We start from the raw sequence: 16105 nt of genomic DNA on the forward strand, positions 1-16105 counted from the left end.
TTTAAGTGCTGGTATTGCCTGTCGGCCCCTGCCGCCAGAGCCGCCATGTCACCGCAGCGAGTGCCGCAACGCCCAGGCCCAGCACGGCCCACAGCAGCAGGCGGCGCGGCGGCAGCGACGGCTTGGCAGCGACCGCCTGCGCGGTGAAGGCGCCAAGGCTGGCCGCGCCCAAGCGCTGCTGCTCGCGCGGCCAGTCGGGCACCACGTCGGCCAGCGGGCGCGGGCCGGACTCGGGCGCGGCGTGGCCGACCTGCAGACTGAACGGCGGCTCGCCCTGCGCTGCCCAGACGAGGCGGGCGGTGCGCACGGTCCAGCGCAATTGAAGGCTGCCGGCCGGTGGCAGCGCGGCGCCGCGTGGCGGCAGCAGGCGCAGCTCGCTGGCGCTCAAGGGCAGCGACAGCGCGGGCGCCACATCGGCCGCTGCGCCGCCACGGTCGACGCGGAAGAAGACGCTGCGGGCGACGGTCTGCCAGGCCGATTGCGGGCCCGAGCGGGTCTGCACCTGCACGGGCAGCACCCAGGTGCCTTGGCTGCCCGTCAGGCTCAGGCTCAGCAGCGGTTGCGGGCCGCCGAGCGGCACGACCCAGCCGCCATCGGCATCCGGTGCGGGCAGGGCTGCCGTGCGCAGCATCTGCGGCGGCGCCGAGCCGGCGGGCTGGGCGAGCAGCGTGGCGCCGTCCGGTTTCACGGCGCGGGCCGAGTCGTCCCAGACCAGGCGCAGATAGCGTTGCGGCCGGCCCGGCAAGGCCACCAGCGGTTGGCTCAGCGGCGCGCCGTCGGTGGTGCGCACGCCGAGCAACTGGCCGGTGCCGAGCAGCTGCCAGGCTTGCAGGTCGGCGCTGGTTTCGAGCCGGTAGCCGGCCTGGAAGGCGGCCGCATCGACTGGCCAGCGCAGGCGCAACTGCTGCGGCTCGGCGGTCCAGCGGCTGGGCTCGCCCAGGTCGAGTACCCAGCCGGCCGGCGCCTTGTTCGGCGGTGCCGAGGCCGGCTCGCGTGCGGGTGGCAGCGCGAATAGCTTCAGCTCGCGCTCGGGCTGAGCATCCAGGCTGTTCTCCGGCAGCAGCGCGAACGGCACGAGGCGGCCTTGCGCGTCGAGCAACTGCCAGTCGCGCAGGTCGCTGGCCGCGCTGTGCAGCCAGGCCTCGGCCGTGGCGTCCAGCGTCAGGAAGGGTGCGGGTCGGGTGACCTGCACCGGCGCTGCGTAGGGCGCTGCAGGCGGCGCTGCGCCGGCCGACGCGGCTGCCAGCGCGAGCAGCAGTTCAAGCAGGCGGCGTTTCATTGCGAGCACTTCCAGATCCGGGCAAAGGGGCCACGTAGCCAATCACCAGCATCAGCACGCCCACGCCGATGAAGGAGACGATGCGCAGCACGGTGCCGCTGCCCTGCAGGTCGAATGCCATCAGCTTAAGCACGACGGCGCCCAGCAGCACGGCGCCGGCCAGCCACGGCGCGCGTTGATGGCGGCGTGTGCCGAGCAGCATCAGCACCAGCGCCAGTGCGCTCCACAGCAGCGCCAGGCCCGTCTGCACGCCGCGTGAATCCAGCCAGCCGTCGAGGTGGTACGGCACGCCGCCCCAGTGATGGAAGCAGCGGATCAGCATGCCGTTGAGCCACAGGAAGGCCAGGCCCGCAGGCACGGCGAGCGTCTTTTGCGGCAGACCGACGGCAGCGGCGGCCGGGCTGCGCAGCCAGGCGACGATGGCGAGCAGCGCGGCGGCGATGCCGAGGTCGAGCGGGTTCAGCACCGGGATGTAGGGCAGGGGCTGGGCGCTGCCGGGGCTGGCCCAGTTGGCGATCAGCACCCAGGCCGCGAGCGTGAGGCTCAGCACGCCGGCGCCGGCCTGGGCATAGGCCGCAGGCGCCAGGCGCAGCGGCCAGGCTTGGCGTTCCGGCGCGCGGCGTTGCTGGCGCAGCACGGCGGCCAGCAGCAGTGCCGGCACCAGCAGCCAGCCCAGCCAGCCCCAGGCGCTGCCGGGGTCGCCAAGGTCCGCCGTCCAGTAGCGGCCTTGCAAGGCGCCGAGCAGCGCGAAGGCCAGCAGGCTGCCGGCATGCGTGGCGTTGCGCAGCAGCACGGGCCAGTGCGGCGCCGTGCGTTGCAGCACCAGCGCTTGAGCAACCCAGGCCAGCGGCAGTGCCCACAGCCCACCCGCCGACAGCGGCGCGCCGTGCAACACGGTGCCCAGGATGCCCAGCAAGCCCCAAGCCGGCAGCAGCAGCGCCGTTGGCCACGCGGCCGTGGGCCAGCGCCACAGCGCCTGCAGGCCCAGCAGCACGGCGCTGATGGCCGCAGTGAGTGCAACGCTAGCGGCCCATTCGTGCGGTGCCGGTACCCACTGGTCGACGACGATGCCGGCCGCGACTGCAAGCCACGCGGTGCCCCAGCCGACCAGCACGAACGCGACGGCCGCATGCCATGGCCGGCTGTCGTCGCGACCCAGGAAGCGCGCGCCGCCGAGCCCGGCTGCAGCGATCAGCAGCGCGTTGAGCAGCTGTGACGGCGCGAGCAGGCCAGACGAGTCATCGCCGGACATGGACAACACCAGCCTGGCGCCGCCCAACACCATCAGCGCCAGGCCGGTGGCCAGCACGCGCAGGCGGCGTTGACGCAGGCCCAGCCACACGGCGCCCGCGCCCTCCAGCGCCCAGGCGCCGGCGGTGGCTTCGGCGCTGAGCGCGAAGGGGATGACCAGCGTGCCGAACACGGCGCCCAGCGCGATGAAGGCCTCGAACACGAGGGCGTGGGCCGCGCGGCGCCGCACCCACGTGGCCAGGCCCACATAGGCCCCGCCGATCAGCAGCGCGGCAAAGGCGATGGCCATCGAGTCCGGCTTGAGCAGCGCGTACTCCATGCTCGAGCCAAAGACGGGCACGCCGAACAGCAGCGTCGCCTGCAGCCAGACTTCGGGTGCCTGCGCGCGGCGGCCGGGCATCAGCAGCACGGCGGTAAACAGCAGCCAGAAGGCGATCAGGAAGCCCTGCGCGACGGCGTAGTCGGCATTCGAATAGCTTGTGGCGGCCCAGACACCGGCGACGAAGGACGTGAAGCCGAAGGCGATGAGGTTGAGTCGCGGCCAGTACTTGAACCAGGCCACCAGCGCAACGCCCAGGCCGAGCACGAGGTGGTAGCCGAGCAGCATCGCGATGGTGCCGCCGCCGGTCGACAGCAGCAGCGGTGTGGCGTAGCCGCCCAGCGCCGCGACGACGGCCAGTGCCTGCGCGTCCTGCTTCACTGCCAGCAGCGCTGCGAGCAGCGAGACGGACAGCATCAGCGCGAACACCAGGGCCAGCGGCTGCAGGCCGGCCAGCTTCACGGCGGCGAACAGCGTCAGGTAGACGACCGCCACGCCGCCGCCCTGCAGCAGCAGGCCGTAGCCGCGCGAACGCACGCGCAAACGCCAGCCGACAACCAGCAGCGCGATGCCTGTCGCGCCGATGCCGGCGAGGCGAAGCTCAAGCGGCACGGTGACGTTCTCCGCCGCGAAGCGGGCCAGAAAGACCAGACCGAGGAAGAGCATCGCCAGCCCCACCTTGACGATGGTGTTGGCCGCCGCGATGCGCTGGGCCCAGGCGGGCATGGGGATGGGGCGGCGCGGGGGCGGTGCGGGCGCGGGCGGCGGTGGGAGTGCCGGCCTGGAAGATTGAGATGAGGCGGCCGGTGCGGCGGTGACAGGCGGGGCCACGACGGTGGTGGCAACGGGCGCTTCGCTGCGCTCCGGCTGCGAAGCGGGAACGGCCACAGGCTGGGGCATTTGCACCGGCTGGGGCGTGGGTTGGGGCGCCGACACCGGTGCAGGCGCGCGGCCCAGCAGTTGCTGTTCCAACTGGGCAATGCGCCGCCCCTGCAGGGTCTGCTGCCAGAACAGCCAGCCCACGGCGGCGCCGAGAAACGTGCCCATCAAACTCTGGGAGGCGAAGCCGCCAAAAAGGGCGCCCAGTAGCAGTGCGACGATAGGCACGCCTTAGACGCCTTCGATCAAGACCATGCGCATGACGGCAATGCCCTCACGCGCCTCGCGCGCCGCGCCGTACTCGGGAGAGTCGTAGAAAGCCTGTGCGGCGTCAGCTGTCGGGAACTTCAGCAGCACGACGCGATCGGGTGTCCAGTCGCCCTCGAGCACGGTCGTCTTGCCGCCTCGCACCAGCACTTCGGCGCCGTGCTCCTTCATCGCCAGCGTCGAGAGGCGCCGGTAGTCCTCGTACTCCGTGGGGTTGGTGACCGTGACGTTAGCGAGGATGTACGCAGGCATGTTTTCAGCAGGAGAAGTCGTTTTCCAAAAGAGGCTGTTGTTTGACGACGCGATCCAGCGCCACCAATTGCTCCAGCAGCGTCTTCATGTGCTTAAGCGGCACGGCGTTGGGGCCGTCGCTGAAGGCTTCGGCAGGGTTCGGGTGCGTTTCCATGAACAGGCCGGCCACGCCGACAGCGACGCCGGCCCGGGCCAGCACCGGCACCATCTCGCGGGCGCCGTCACTGGAGCCGCCGAGGCCGCCGGGCTTCTGCACCGAGTGGGTGATGTCGAAGACGACCGGCGCGCCAGTGTTTCGCATCTCCGCCAGGCTGGTCATGTCGGCAACGAGGTTGTTGTAGCCAAAACTGACGCCGCGCTCGCAGGCCAGGAACAGGTCCTCGGACAGGCCCACCTCGCGCGCGGCGGCGCGGGCCTTGTCGATGACGTTCTTCATGTCCCAGGGCGCGAGGAACTGGCCCTTCTTGATGTTGACCGGCTTGCCTGACTGCGCGACTGAGCGGATGAAATCCGTCTGGCGGCACAGGAACGCCGGGGTTTGCAACACGTCGACAACGCTGGCGACCTCAGCCACCTGGGAGGCGTCATGCACGTCGGTCAGTACGGGCAGGCCGGTCTGGCGGCGCACCTCGTCGAGGATCTTCAAGCCGGCCTCCATACCGACACCGCGCTGGGTGGTGCCCGACGACCGGTTGGCCTTGTCGAACGAGCCCTTGTAGATCAGCGGAATGCCCAGCGTGGCGCATGCCTCTTTCAACAGGCCGGCAACGTCGAGCGACATCTGCAGGCTCTCGATCGAGCAGGTCCCGGCGATCAGGAAGAAGGGCTTGTCGATGCCGACATCGAATCCGCAAAGTTTCATGATCAGGTCTTCTTGTGGCTCAACGCGGCCTTGACGAAGGCCGTAAATAGCGGGTGGCCGCCCCAGGGCGTCGACTTGAACTCGGGGTGGAACTGCACGCCGACAAACCACGGGTGCACCTCGCGTGGCAGCTCGACCATCTCGGTCAGCTTCTCGCGCTGGGTGATGGCCGAGATGACCAAGCCGGCCTGCTGCAGGCGGTCGAGGTAATGCTCGTTGGCTTCAAAGCGGTGGCGGTGGCGTTCGGTGACCACCTTGCCGTAGATGTCGAAGGCCAGCGTGCCGGGCTTGACGTCGGAGCTCTGCGCGCCCAGGCGCATCGTGCCGCCGAGGTCGCTCTGGGCGTCGCGCTTCTGGATGCTGCCGTCGGCGTCCTGCCACTCGTCGATCAGCGCGATGACGGGGTGGGGCGTCTCTGGTTCGAACTCGGTCGAGTTGGCGCCTTCCAGGCCGGCCAGGTGGCGGGCCACCTCGATGGTCGCGACCTGCATGCCCAGGCAGATGCCCAGGTAAGGCACCTTGTGCTCGCGGGCGTACTGCGCTGCAAGGATCTTGCCCTCCACGCCGCGCTTGCCGAAGCCGCCCGGCACTAGGATGGCGTCATAGGCGCTCAGCGAGCCGACCGTCTCGGGCGTCAGCGTCTCGCTGTCGACGTACTCGATCTTCACGCCGGCATGGTTGTGAATGCCGGCGTGGCGCAGCGCCTCGTTGAGCGACTTGTACGAGTCCGAGAGGTCGGTGTACTTGCCGCACATGGCGATGGTGACTTCGGTCTTGGGGTTCTCGACCTCGAAGACCAGCTTGTCCCAGCGCTTCAGGTCGGCGCTCTTGGTGTTGAGCTGCAGCTTGGTGCAGATGAGCTGGTCCAGACCCTGCTCGTGCAGGATGCGCGGCACCTTGTAGATGGTGTTCACGTCCCACATCGAGATCACGCCGTACTCGGCGACGTTCGTGAAGAGGGAAATCTTCTCGCGCTCGTCGTCGGGGATGCGGCGGTCGGCCCGGCACAGCAGCGCGTCGGGCTGGATGCCGATCTCGCGCAGCTTCTGCACGGTGTGCTGGGTGGGTTTGGTCTTCAGCTCGCCGGCCGCAGCAATCCAGGGCACGTAGGTCAGGTGGACGTAGGCGGTGTTGGTCGGGCCGGCGCGCAGGCTCATCTGGCGCACGGCTTCGAGGAAGGGCAGGGACTCGATGTCGCCCACCGTGCCGCCGATCTCGACGATGGCGACGTCCACGGCATCCGGCGTGCCGACACCGGCGCCGCGCTTGATGAATTCCTGGATCTCGTTGGTGACGTGCGGGATCACCTGCACCGTCTTGCCGAGGTAGTCGCCGCGGCGTTCCTTCTCCAGCACGGTCTTGTAGATCTGGCCCGTGGTGAAGTTGTTGGCCTTCTTCATCCGCGTGGTGATGAAGCGCTCGTAGTGGCCGAGGTCGAGGTCGGTTTCGGCGCCGTCTTCGGTGACGAAGACCTCACCGTGCTGGAAGGGCGACATCGTGCCGGGGTCGACGTTGATGTACGGGTCCAGCTTGATCAGGGTGACTTTGAGGCCGCGTGATTCGAGGATGGCAGCCAGGGAGGCCGACGCGATGCCCTTGCCCAGGGAGGACACCACACCGCCAGTGACGAAGACGAATTTGGTCATGTCTTGCAGCAGCCAGAACAGCATGCTGAGGTGGGAAATTGCGATTGTAAGAGAGGCGCGATGAGCGCCTCTGGTCAGGCCAGCAACTCCAGCACCAAATCTGCGGTCTCTTCGGGTTTCTCGAAGGGGTAGAGATGGCTGCCCTCCATCCACCGCCAGCTCTCGCCGGCCAGCCTCTTCGAAGCGGCCGCGCCCGCTTGCCGCAGCTCGGCAGAGCGCGTGCCGCCGACAAACGCCACCGGGCATTGCGGCGGGCGCAGGCGTAGCAACCGCGGCAGGTGGTGCGGCAGCGTGCGGTAGACATGCGCCTCGACCTCGCGGCGAAAGCGCAGCTGCACCTGGCCGCCGGCCTCCTCGAAGCCGGCGTCGACGTAGTCGGCGAGCACGCGCGGGTCCCAGCGGGCGAACACCTGCTTGGCGGCGAAATGCGCATGCACCGCCTCGCGGCTCGGCCAGACGTGGCGGCGCTCGCAGGCGATCCTGGATGGGCCGTAGCGGTGGATCAGCCCCGTCGTCTTGGCCATGGCGACGACGGCGGCCTTCATGCCGGAGACGACGGGCGAATCGAGCATGACAAGGCGGCTGACGAGGTCGGGCCGGCGGCAGGCGGCCATCAAGCTCAGCATGCCGCCCAGCGAATGGCCGACGAGGGCAACCTGGCGCGGTGGCTTGACCTCATGTTCGATGAAATGGAGCAACTGGTCCCGCAACTTGCGCCAATCGCCCGTGACCGGGAAGCGCGGGTCGTGACCCAGCCTGTCAATGGCGTGGACCTCATGCCCGGCAGCGCGCCAAGCCTCGAACAGTACCCGGTAGGTGCCGGCTGGGAACCCATTCGCATGAGAGAAGACGATGAGCAACGGCGGGGTCATCGGGTCGGGGCAGCTCCGGCGGAAGGCGGCCTCGCTGGCGATGTGCGCCGGCGCTGGCCCGCCAGCGGATCACCTACTCGCGTGGCTTCGCTGTGCGGCGGCTCGCCGCGAATAACAGACCCAGCACCGCCAGCGCCGACAGCGATAACAACAGCGACGAGGGCTCCGGAATCGTGTTCGCTGGTGGCGGCAGCGTGGGAGAGCCGGTCGGTTCGATCGTCGGTTCCGGCGGTAGCGTCGGCAAGGGCGTCGGCGTCGGAGTAACGGTTGGTGTGGGCCCAACAGTCGGCGTAGGAGCCAGCGTGGGCGTGGGCGTGAGAGTTGGAGTTGGAGTTGGAGTTGGAGTTGGCGTGATAGTCGGCGTCGGCGTCGGCGTCGGCGTCGGCGTTGGCGTGGGTGTCTGCGCTTGCGCCAAGGTCGAGACCGCAGCCGCTCCGATCAAGGTCGCGCTCAACAACATCTGCCGCAAGGTGTGATTCATTTGGTTCTCCAACGCCGCAGGGAATCTAACTGAAGCCGTGAGGAATGCACAGCATGCGTTCGCGGGATCACGGCGCGGAGGAACAACGCTCATGAGCGGCGCGCGTCTTCAGCACCGAGGTCGTCCCAAAACGGGCGACCGTCTGCGCGGCAGCTTCCAGCCTTGCCAACGACAGATTGGGCAAACGTTCGAGTTCGAACTTCCCGACGACCAGGTAGTCGATGCGGTAGCGGTCAAGCAGCCCGGATACCTTTTTGCAATCATCGGCGACCAGAATGTCGCGAACAGCCGTGGAACGCTCTTCGATGGCCTGGCCGATGTCCGGCCGCCAGAGCAGCTCGTGCGCGTGCCAGCCGATCAAGGTTGCGAAGCCGCTTGCCATCGAGATGCGACCTGCATAGGTGTAGCTGAAGCCGTCGGCCTCGACGATGCGCGAACCCGGCTGCGCGTGTTGCTGCAGCCAGTGGACGACTTGTCGATCCTCCGGTTGATCCCTGGCCATGAACGCCAGCGCGTCGAGCGTCATCGCACGAGACGGCTGCGGGAAGGTCTGCGGCAGCGCAAATGCTGCAAATGCAGTCGCCGCCACGCAGAAAAACCAGACGTAGAGGCCGACCCCGAGTCGGTAGGCAGGGCGCAGTTCCGCTGCAAGCTTGACTATGGCGACTGCGCAGCAGCCGGCGCACACCGTCAGCAGCGTGAATGCTTCATAGCCGAGCTTGAACACCGTGTTGGCCCGCTGGTACTCCAGCCCATAGATGTCTTTGACGTAGAGGACTTCCGACACGGCGATGCAGATAAAAGCCGTCGTCAAGAGCATGGCGAGGAACTTGATCCGGGGGTGCATGTGACGAACCGCCGCGCGCAGTCGGGCGCTGAACGCCCAGGCGGCGCCAAACGCCGCCAACAGCGCGCACTGGTAGCCGTAGAGCACCAGCATCTGCCAGAGCTTGGTGTGCGACTGCGCCACGCCGACGCCTCGACCAAAGGGCACGAAGCTCGCAAAGAACGGCCAGGCCAGCGAAAGCGCAGCGAGGACAAGCAGGCCCGTGCTCAGCGTCCATCGCAGCAACTTCCTCGAAGCGGTACCGGGGTGGGCGGTCTCAGTCACAGCGATCGTCATGGTCGCAGCCAGCAAATAGACCGGGAATGCCCAGGAGTTGGTCATCGCCATCGCGGCCAGCAGCAGCGCCATGGGCAGCAAGCGTGCTGCGCGCGTGCGGGCGCTGAATGCGCGCTGGATGCCATGGGCGCCCATGAGCAGGCCCGACAGCAGCATCAGCATCAGCAGCACGAACGGTAGATTCAGCAGGTGGGCGTGCAGGTCGCCCACGACGAATGAGTAGCTCGGAAACTCGTTGATCGTCTTGTCGGTGCCGCCCGGCTCATGCCCTACAAAGCGGGCTGCCGATGGATACCAGTAGGCCGGCAACGGGCTCGCCAGACCCAGCGCACTGACGATGGGCCGGGCGACACCGAAGACGAAGGTGTGCAGGTTGCCGCCAAGCCCCAGCAGCACCGCCGTCAGCAAGCCCCCGGCCGTGGCGGCTTGCCGCCAGGTCGGTCCGGCCGCCCTCAACAGGTCACGCACCAGCGCGAAGGCCGACAGCATCGTCAGCGCGGCGGTGCTCGACAGCATCAGGTTGTAGGCATACGGCGCCGGCACCACCGACAGGCGCGACAGCACCGCGCCGACGTAGTGGCCGAAGTAGTAGTAGTTAACGCGTTCACCGGAGAACCAGGCGTCGGGCGGCGGCAGGGTTGTGGCTTCACGGCATGAGACCAGCAGGCTGAAGTCCATGAACTTTTCGGTGCCGAGCAAGCCGGGCACGGTCGCGCGCAGCGACGACCAGAAAATCAGCAGGCCGATGAACAGTAGTTCGTCGATCGAGTCCTGCCGCCAGTGGGCGCGTAGGCTCGCGCCGATCTGCGCACCGCGATGCAAGCCAGGAACCTTGTTGAGAGCAAGCGCCAGGGCGAGTGCGAGTACCGCCAGCGTCAGCCCGACCGCAGCGGCGTTGACCCGCAAACCAAGCGATGTCGCCAGCCACGTAACGTAGGCGGTCACGAGTAGAGCGAGTGTTTTGGCCGCAGCCCAGCCCCAGCTGCCTGGCCAAATGCGCCGGACCAACGGCGCATAGGCCGCGCCGAGGAGAAAGATCGCCGCCCACCACCGCAGCAGGTAAAGGATGCTGGCCTCCAGCCCGCCGTCCGTCATGGGGACCGCTGCAGGTCGCGCGCGATCAGGTCACCAACTCGGCGTCCGTCCCGGACCGCCTGGTTGGTGCCCCGGTCTTCCGGATAGATCTGCGCCATGTTGCACAGGTACAAACCCGGCCACGTGCCCGAGGTGGCGGGTATCAGCTCGCGATAACCGGCCTCGACGATCGGTTGTGCCCACCGAGCGCGCCAGACATGGTGGCGCAGCAAGCTGGCGCGTTCAAGCTGCGGAAACAGGCGGGTCAGGTGCTTCCAGGCGTACTCGAGCACCTCGTCCGCCGGCATCGACCACAAGGGGTCTTCCACCGGCAAATAGCGCGACAGGTACACCACATGCCGCCCACCGTAGCTGGAGGCGCTTTCGAAATTGGTGTGCTCGATGACACCGACGAACGGGAAGTCGGGGTCGTTGATGTTCAGCCAGTAGCTGTCGGTCAATGCGCGGTCCAGCTCCAACACAAGGCAGAGATTGGCGAGATAGCGGATGCGCCGCAGCTTCGCGACTTCGGCGGCGGCAGCCCAGCGTTCGATCAGCCCCGCGACCACCGCAGGGGCGGGGGTCAGAAGCACCGCGTCGACATGCAGGCGCTCGGCCCCGCACTCGACGCTCCATCCGTCGCCGGCGGGCGTGATCGCCGATACGGCGGTCTCCAACCGGACTCGACCGCCGCGTTCGCCAATGCTGCGGGCGGCCGCGTCGCTCAGCCGCGAGAAGCCGCCGCTCAAATAGGCCAGCCGTTCTTCGCCGCGCCGGCCGCGGCTGCCGCCGCGCAGTTTCAACTTGTTCCACATCCAGACAGCCGAAATGCGCTCGGCGTCGGCCCCGAACTTGCCCTTGAGCAGCGGCTCCCAGACGACGCGGTAAACCTCCGGGCCGCCGAGTTCCAGCAGCCAGTCTCGTGCCGAACGGGAGTCCAGCGTCGACCAGTCGCTCAGGCGCCTGACGCGAAGCATCAGACGTGCAAGCCGCAGCCGGTCGGCAAAGCGCAGCGGCCGGAAAGTCAGGAGGTCCCACGGCGTCGAGAGGCGCAGCAGCCGGTGGCCGTGGTAGACCGCAGTGCGCGTTGGTCGCACGGTCACCGCGGACGCCAATCCCAGGTCGGCCGCCCACTTCAACACGTCGGTGTCGCTCAGAAACCAATGGTGGTAGAAGCGTTCAAGCTGCTCACCCCCCGCTTCGAAATTGGCCGCAAGGCCACCCAGTTGAGGCTCCGCCTCGAGCAGGGTCACCTCGACGCCGTGTTGCGCCAGCTGCCACGCGGCGCTCAGCCCGGCGAAGCCGCCGCCAATGACCGCCACATGCGGGCCCCGGTGAGCGGTCGTCGTCACGCCCGTGCCCGTGCCGTGACGGCGAGGTAGCCGACGCCCGCTGCCGTGACCGGCGCCCAGAGCGTCAGATGAGCCAGCAATGCGTACGCGAGCGCCCCGCCGGGATCGTTGCCGACGAGCGTCATGGCTTGCATGGCGCCGAGGTCAAAGGTGCCCACATGGCCCGGCCCGCCCGGCACCATGGTTGCCAGCGTCGCCAGCGGCAGCGCCAGCCACGCGCCCATCGGGACCGGGAGTTCCGGCATCGAGCGGGCCACCGCCCAGAACACGACGCCCTCGAAGGCCCAGGCGAGCATGGTCCACGCGGCCAGCGCCGCCCACGCGCCGCCGCTGACCATGAGCCGGAACTCGAGCAGCGCGTCAGCTGCCACACGCAGTGCGCGCCTCACGATGACGGGCACGAAGGTCGACGTCGGCCCACCGGCTGCTACGCGCCTCTCCTCCCAGTGGCGTGGGAACGCCACCAGCAGCACAAGCACGGTCACGACCACTGCGGCAAGCACGGCGAGCGACCAACTGACCGCCTCTTGAATAGCGACCTGCGCAAACGTCGTGAGCACGACTGCACAGATGGCAAACAAGGCCATCACATCGAGCAGGCGCTCGGCGGCAAGACTCGCGATCAGAACGGCGGTGGGAACACCGAGCGGGCGCTGGAACGATACGGCGCGCATCACGTCGCCCGCCCGAAGCGGCAGCAGGTTGTTCAGCGCCATGCCGGCGAGCAGTGGGCCAGCACACTGCGTCCAACGCAATCGCTCGTTTGACGGTTTGAGCATGCGGTGCCAGCGTCGTACGCGACACGCATACCCGGCGGCAAGTGCGGCCATCGCGAGGCCGAGCCATACCGGCCGGATTGACGCCATTGCCCGTTGCAGTGCCGTGCGGTCGGCGAACCACCAGGCCACCGACAGGCAAAGGCCTGCGATGAGCAAGCCAAGCCAAAGCCGCCGTCCCACCCGTTTCAACGGCGGACCGGAACGCAGCCGGCACCTTGGCCGCCGCATCCCTCCGTGAAACCAAATCGCTCTTCGACCAAGTAAAGCGGCCGGCGTTTGGACTCCATGTACATGCGTCCCACGTACTGACCGACGATGCCCAGGCAGATCAGCTGCATGCCGCCGAGAAACAGAACGGCAATCATCAGCGTGGTCCAGCCTTCGACCCATACGTTGGTGAACAGGCGCATTGCCAAGGCATACAGGATCCCTGCTGTGGCCACAGTGGCGGACAGCAGGCCCAAGGCCGTCGCGATTTGCAGCGGCTTGGTCGAGAACGAGAGCATGGCGTCGGCGGCCAAAGACAGCATCTTCCACAGGCCGTACTTGCTGGCTCCCGCCGGCCGGGCGGCGCGCTCATACGGAATCGCCGCTTGCCTGAAGCCGGTCCAGCTGACCATGCCACGAAGGAAGCGATGCCTCTCCGGCATCGCGCGAACGGCTTCGGCCACGCGGCGGCTGATCAATCGGAAGTCGCCCGTGTCAGCGGGGATGTGCACATCGGACATCCAATTCAACAGGCGATAGAAGGCGTAGGCGGTGACACGCTTGAATGAGGTTTCACCGGCGCGCCGCATGCGCGTGCCATAGACCACGTCAAAACCCTCGCGCCACTTGGCAACCATCTGGTGCACCAGCTCGGGCGGGTCCTGCAAGTCGGCGTCGATCAGCACGATGGCGTCTCCCGTGGCCGCATCGATGCCGGCAGTCACCGCCAGCTGGTGGCCAAAATTGCGCGCGAGACACAGGAGCCTGATGCGGGGGTCACGCGTCGCAAACTGACGCAGCAAGCGGCGTGTGCCGTCAACGCTGCCATCGTCGACAAAGATAAGTTCGCAGTCGAAATCAGCCTGCAAGGCGTCGGCCAGCGCGGCCAGCCGTTCCACAGTGCTGCCGATTACCGGTGCCTCGTCGTAGCACGGCACGACGATCGAGATGGAGTGGCGCGACTGTGCGGGGGCGGCCTGTCGCTCGGCCATGGACGCGGGATCCACCAATGGGCGGCCACAGGCCAATTCGTCTTTGCTGTCGAAGGTGGCCCGCATTCGGTCGATCTTTACATGGCCTGATTCGGCCCTGCAATCCCCGGCATGCGCGTCGAGTCAGCGCTGCAGCGTCTTGAGGCGGTACAGCACGGCCAGCGCTTCCTTGGGCGACAGCGCATCGGGGTCGATCTCGGCCAGGGCCAGCTCTGCCGGCGAGGGCTTGCTGGCCGTTGCCGCCGCAGGCGGGGCGGCGAACAGGTCGAACTGGTCGTCCGCCGCATGGGAGCGGGCCTCCAGCGCTTCCAGCGTCGCACGCGCCTGGCGCACGAGGCTGGCCGGCATGCCTGCCAGGCGCGCGACCTGCACGCCGTAGCTGCGGCTGGCAGGCCCAGGCTGCAGCTCGTGCAGGAAGACGATGTCCTCGCCGCTCTCGACCGCGCCGACGTGCCAGTTCTGCGCCAGCGTGTGCTTGGCGGGGAACTCGGTCAGCTCGAAGTAGTGCGTGGCGAACAGCGTGAAGGCGCGGGTCTTGTCGTGCAGGTGGCTGGCGATGGCCGACGCCAACGCGAGGCCGTCGAAGGTCGATGTGCCGCGGCCGATCTCGTCCATCAGCACGAGGGACTGGTCGGTCGCCGAATGCAGGATGGCCGCGCCCTCGGTCATCTCCAGCATGAAGGTGGACTGCGCGTTGGCGAGGTCGTCCGCCGCGCCGATGCGCGTGTGGATGGCGTCCATGGGCCCAAGCCGGCAGCGCGTGGCGGGCACGTAGCTGCCGATGGCGGCCAGCAGCGCGATCAGCGCGACCTGGCGCATGAAGGTGCTCTTGCCGCCCATATTGGGGCCGGTGATGACGAGCAGCTTGGTGCGCGCGTCCAGCCTGCAGTCGTTGGGCATGAACTCGTTGCCGCCGGTCTCGGCCAGGCGGGCCTGCACGACCGGGTGGCGGCCAGCGTCGAACTCCAGGCAGGGCTGCGAGACGAACTCCGGCCGGCACCAGTTCAGCGTGATGGCGCGCTCGGCCAGTGCCGCGAGCGCATCCAGCCCGGCCAGCGTGCGGCCCAGCGCGCTCAGCGGTTCCAGGCGGGTGATGAGGGCGTCGATGACCTGCTCGTACAGCAGCTTCTCGCGCGCCAGCGCCCGCTCGTTGGCGGACAGCGCCTTGTCCTCGAAGGCCTTCAGCTCCGGCGTGATGTAGCGCTCGGCGTTCTTCAGCGTCTGGCGGCGCTGATAGTCCATCGGCACCTTGTCGACTTGGCCCTGCGTCACCTCGATGTAGAAGCCGTGCACGCGGTTGAACTGCACGCGCAGGTTGGTGATGCCGGTGCGGGCGCGCTCGCGGGTTTCCAGGTCGAGCAGAAAGCCGTCGCAGTTCTGCTGGATGCCGCGCAGCTCGTCCAGATCGGCATCGAAGCCGTCGGCGATGACGCCGCCGTCCCGCGTCAGGATGGCCGGCTCCAGCGCAATGGCGCGCTCCAGCAGTTCGAGGATGTCGGCCGGCGGATTGAGGCTCGCGTCACGCAATGCTGCGGGTGTGGTGGCCCGCAGTTGGGGCAGGGCCTGCAGCGTGCCGCGCAGGCCGGTCAGCTCCCGCGGCCGCACCTGGCGCAAGGCGATGCGGGCGGAGATGCGCTCGACATCGCTGACCGACTTGAGCGCCTCGCGCAGCGGCTCGAAACCTTCCGCGTGCAGCGCCGCGATGGCGTTGTGGCGCGAAACGGCTTCGGCGCGGTCACGCTTGGGATGCAGCAGCCACTGGCGCAGCGTGCGGCTGCCCATGCCGCTCTTGCAGGTGTCTAGCAGCGAGAAGAGGGTGGGGCTGGTTTCGCCACGCAGCGTCTGCGTCAGCTCCAGGTTGCGTTGCGTGGCGGGCGGCAGGTCCAGCAGGTCACCGCTGCGTTGCACGCGCAAGGACCGCACGTGGGTCAGCGCGCGGCCTTGGGTGTGCTCGGCAAAGGCAAGCAGCGCGCTGCCGGCGGCCTGGGCCAGGATCAGTTCATGCGCGTTGAAACCCTGCAGACTGGCCACGGCCAGTTGCTCGCAGAGCTTGCGCTGGCCCAGCGTCGTGTCGAACTGCCAGCTCGGGCGGTTTGTGACCGGGTAGCTGGCCTTCATGACGCCGGCGGGCTGCTGCTCGCGGTTCACCAGCACCTCGGCCGGCGACAGCCGCACCAGCCACGCGGGTAGCTCCACGTCGCTGCACTCGGCCAGGCCGATCTCGCCCTGCGTCAGCGACAGCCACGCCAGCCCATGCCGGCGGCCGTGGCCCGAGACGGCCAGCAGCACGGCGTCTTGCTTGTCGGCCAGCAGTTCGGTGTCGGTGATGGTGCCGGGCGTCACGACGCGCACCACCTTGCGCTCCACCGGCCCCTTGTTCGCGCCAACCTCGCCCACCTGCTCGGCAATCGCAACCGCCTCGCCCAGCTTGATGAGCTTGGCGAGATAACTCTCCAGCGCGTGCACCGGC

The 16105-nt window shown here is 68.2% G+C and carries 13 protein-coding genes; 1 reads left to right on the forward strand and 12 read right to left on the reverse strand.

The features are described from left to right. Position 1 precedes the first annotated feature (1 nt). The 7 genes from ABIS05_RS23780 to ABIS05_RS28275 form a co-directional block, all read right to left on the reverse strand. Complete coding sequence (locus tag ABIS05_RS23780) at positions 2 to 1279, reverse strand: DUF3999 family protein (RefSeq protein ID WP_348012156.1); 1278 nt, start codon at positions 1277 to 1279, stop codon at positions 2 to 4. Then, positions 1260 to 3896, reverse strand: coding sequence for a DUF2339 domain-containing protein (locus ABIS05_RS23785; RefSeq protein ID WP_348012157.1), 2637 nt, complete (start codon positions 3894 to 3896; stop codon positions 1260 to 1262). Before ABIS05_RS23785 ends, ABIS05_RS23780 begins: the two co-directional genes overlap by 20 nt. 63 nt (positions 3897 to 3959) lie before the next feature. Beyond that, positions 3960 to 4247 (reverse strand): DUF1330 domain-containing protein, encoded by a 288-nt coding sequence (locus tag ABIS05_RS23790; protein WP_348012158.1) that lies wholly within the window; start codon positions 4245 to 4247, stop codon positions 3960 to 3962. A 4-nt stretch (positions 4248 to 4251) separates the two neighbouring features. Further along, positions 4252 to 5109, reverse strand: coding sequence for a 3-deoxy-8-phosphooctulonate synthase (gene kdsA, locus ABIS05_RS23795; protein ID WP_348012159.1), 858 nt, complete (start codon positions 5107 to 5109; stop codon positions 4252 to 4254). Positions 5110 to 5111: 2 nt separating this feature from the next. Beyond that, positions 5112 to 6755 carry a CTP synthase gene (locus ABIS05_RS23800; protein WP_348012167.1) on the reverse strand — a complete coding sequence of 548 codons (1644 nt, stop codon included), beginning with the start codon at positions 6753 to 6755 and terminating at the stop codon, positions 5112 to 5114. Positions 6756 to 6829: 74 nt separating this feature from the next. Beyond that, on the reverse strand, positions 6830 to 7627 hold the full coding sequence (locus ABIS05_RS23805) for an alpha/beta hydrolase (RefSeq protein ID WP_348012160.1): 798 nt from the start codon (positions 7625 to 7627) through the stop codon (positions 6830 to 6832). 73 nt (positions 7628 to 7700) lie between these two features. Further along, positions 7701 to 7871, reverse strand: a complete 171-nt coding sequence (locus tag ABIS05_RS28275; RefSeq protein ID WP_407074870.1) for a PEP-CTERM sorting domain-containing protein — start codon at positions 7869 to 7871, stop codon at positions 7701 to 7703. Between the two features lie 106 nt (positions 7872 to 7977). Between ABIS05_RS28275 and ABIS05_RS23810 the strand changes: the two genes are divergently transcribed. Then, entirely contained in the window at positions 7978 to 8103 is a 126-nt protein-coding gene (locus tag ABIS05_RS23810; RefSeq protein WP_348012161.1) for a hypothetical protein, read from the forward strand. Between the two features lie 72 nt (positions 8104 to 8175). Here ABIS05_RS23810 and ABIS05_RS23815 read toward each other — a convergent pair whose 3' ends face one another. From ABIS05_RS23815 to mutS, 5 genes are all read right to left on the reverse strand, one after another. Continuing rightward, positions 8176 to 10326, reverse strand: coding sequence for a DUF2298 domain-containing protein (locus ABIS05_RS23815; RefSeq protein ID WP_348012162.1), 2151 nt, complete (start codon positions 10324 to 10326; stop codon positions 8176 to 8178). Next, complete coding sequence (locus ABIS05_RS23820; RefSeq protein ID WP_348012163.1) at positions 10323 to 11657, reverse strand: NAD(P)/FAD-dependent oxidoreductase; 1335 nt, start codon at positions 11655 to 11657, stop codon at positions 10323 to 10325. The genes ABIS05_RS23815 and ABIS05_RS23820 overlap by 4 nt, the downstream gene beginning before the upstream one ends. Then, positions 11654 to 12664 (reverse strand): lysylphosphatidylglycerol synthase transmembrane domain-containing protein, encoded by a 1011-nt coding sequence (locus ABIS05_RS23825; RefSeq protein WP_348012164.1) that lies wholly within the window; start codon positions 12662 to 12664, stop codon positions 11654 to 11656. The genes ABIS05_RS23820 and ABIS05_RS23825 overlap by 4 nt, the downstream gene beginning before the upstream one ends. Beyond that, positions 12622 to 13701, reverse strand: a complete 1080-nt coding sequence (locus ABIS05_RS23830) for a glycosyltransferase family 2 protein (protein WP_348012165.1) — start codon at positions 13699 to 13701, stop codon at positions 12622 to 12624. Before ABIS05_RS23830 ends, ABIS05_RS23825 begins: the two co-directional genes overlap by 43 nt. Before the next feature lie 57 nt (positions 13702 to 13758). Continuing rightward, positions 13759 to 16105, reverse strand: a 2347-nt coding sequence (gene mutS, locus ABIS05_RS23835; RefSeq protein ID WP_348012166.1) for a DNA mismatch repair protein MutS, incomplete at its 5' end; no start/stop codon positions are given.

Origin of the sequence: Roseateles sp. (genome assembly GCF_039929605.1) — a bacterium.
Taxonomy (GTDB): domain Bacteria; phylum Pseudomonadota; class Gammaproteobacteria; order Burkholderiales; family Burkholderiaceae_C; genus Pelomonas.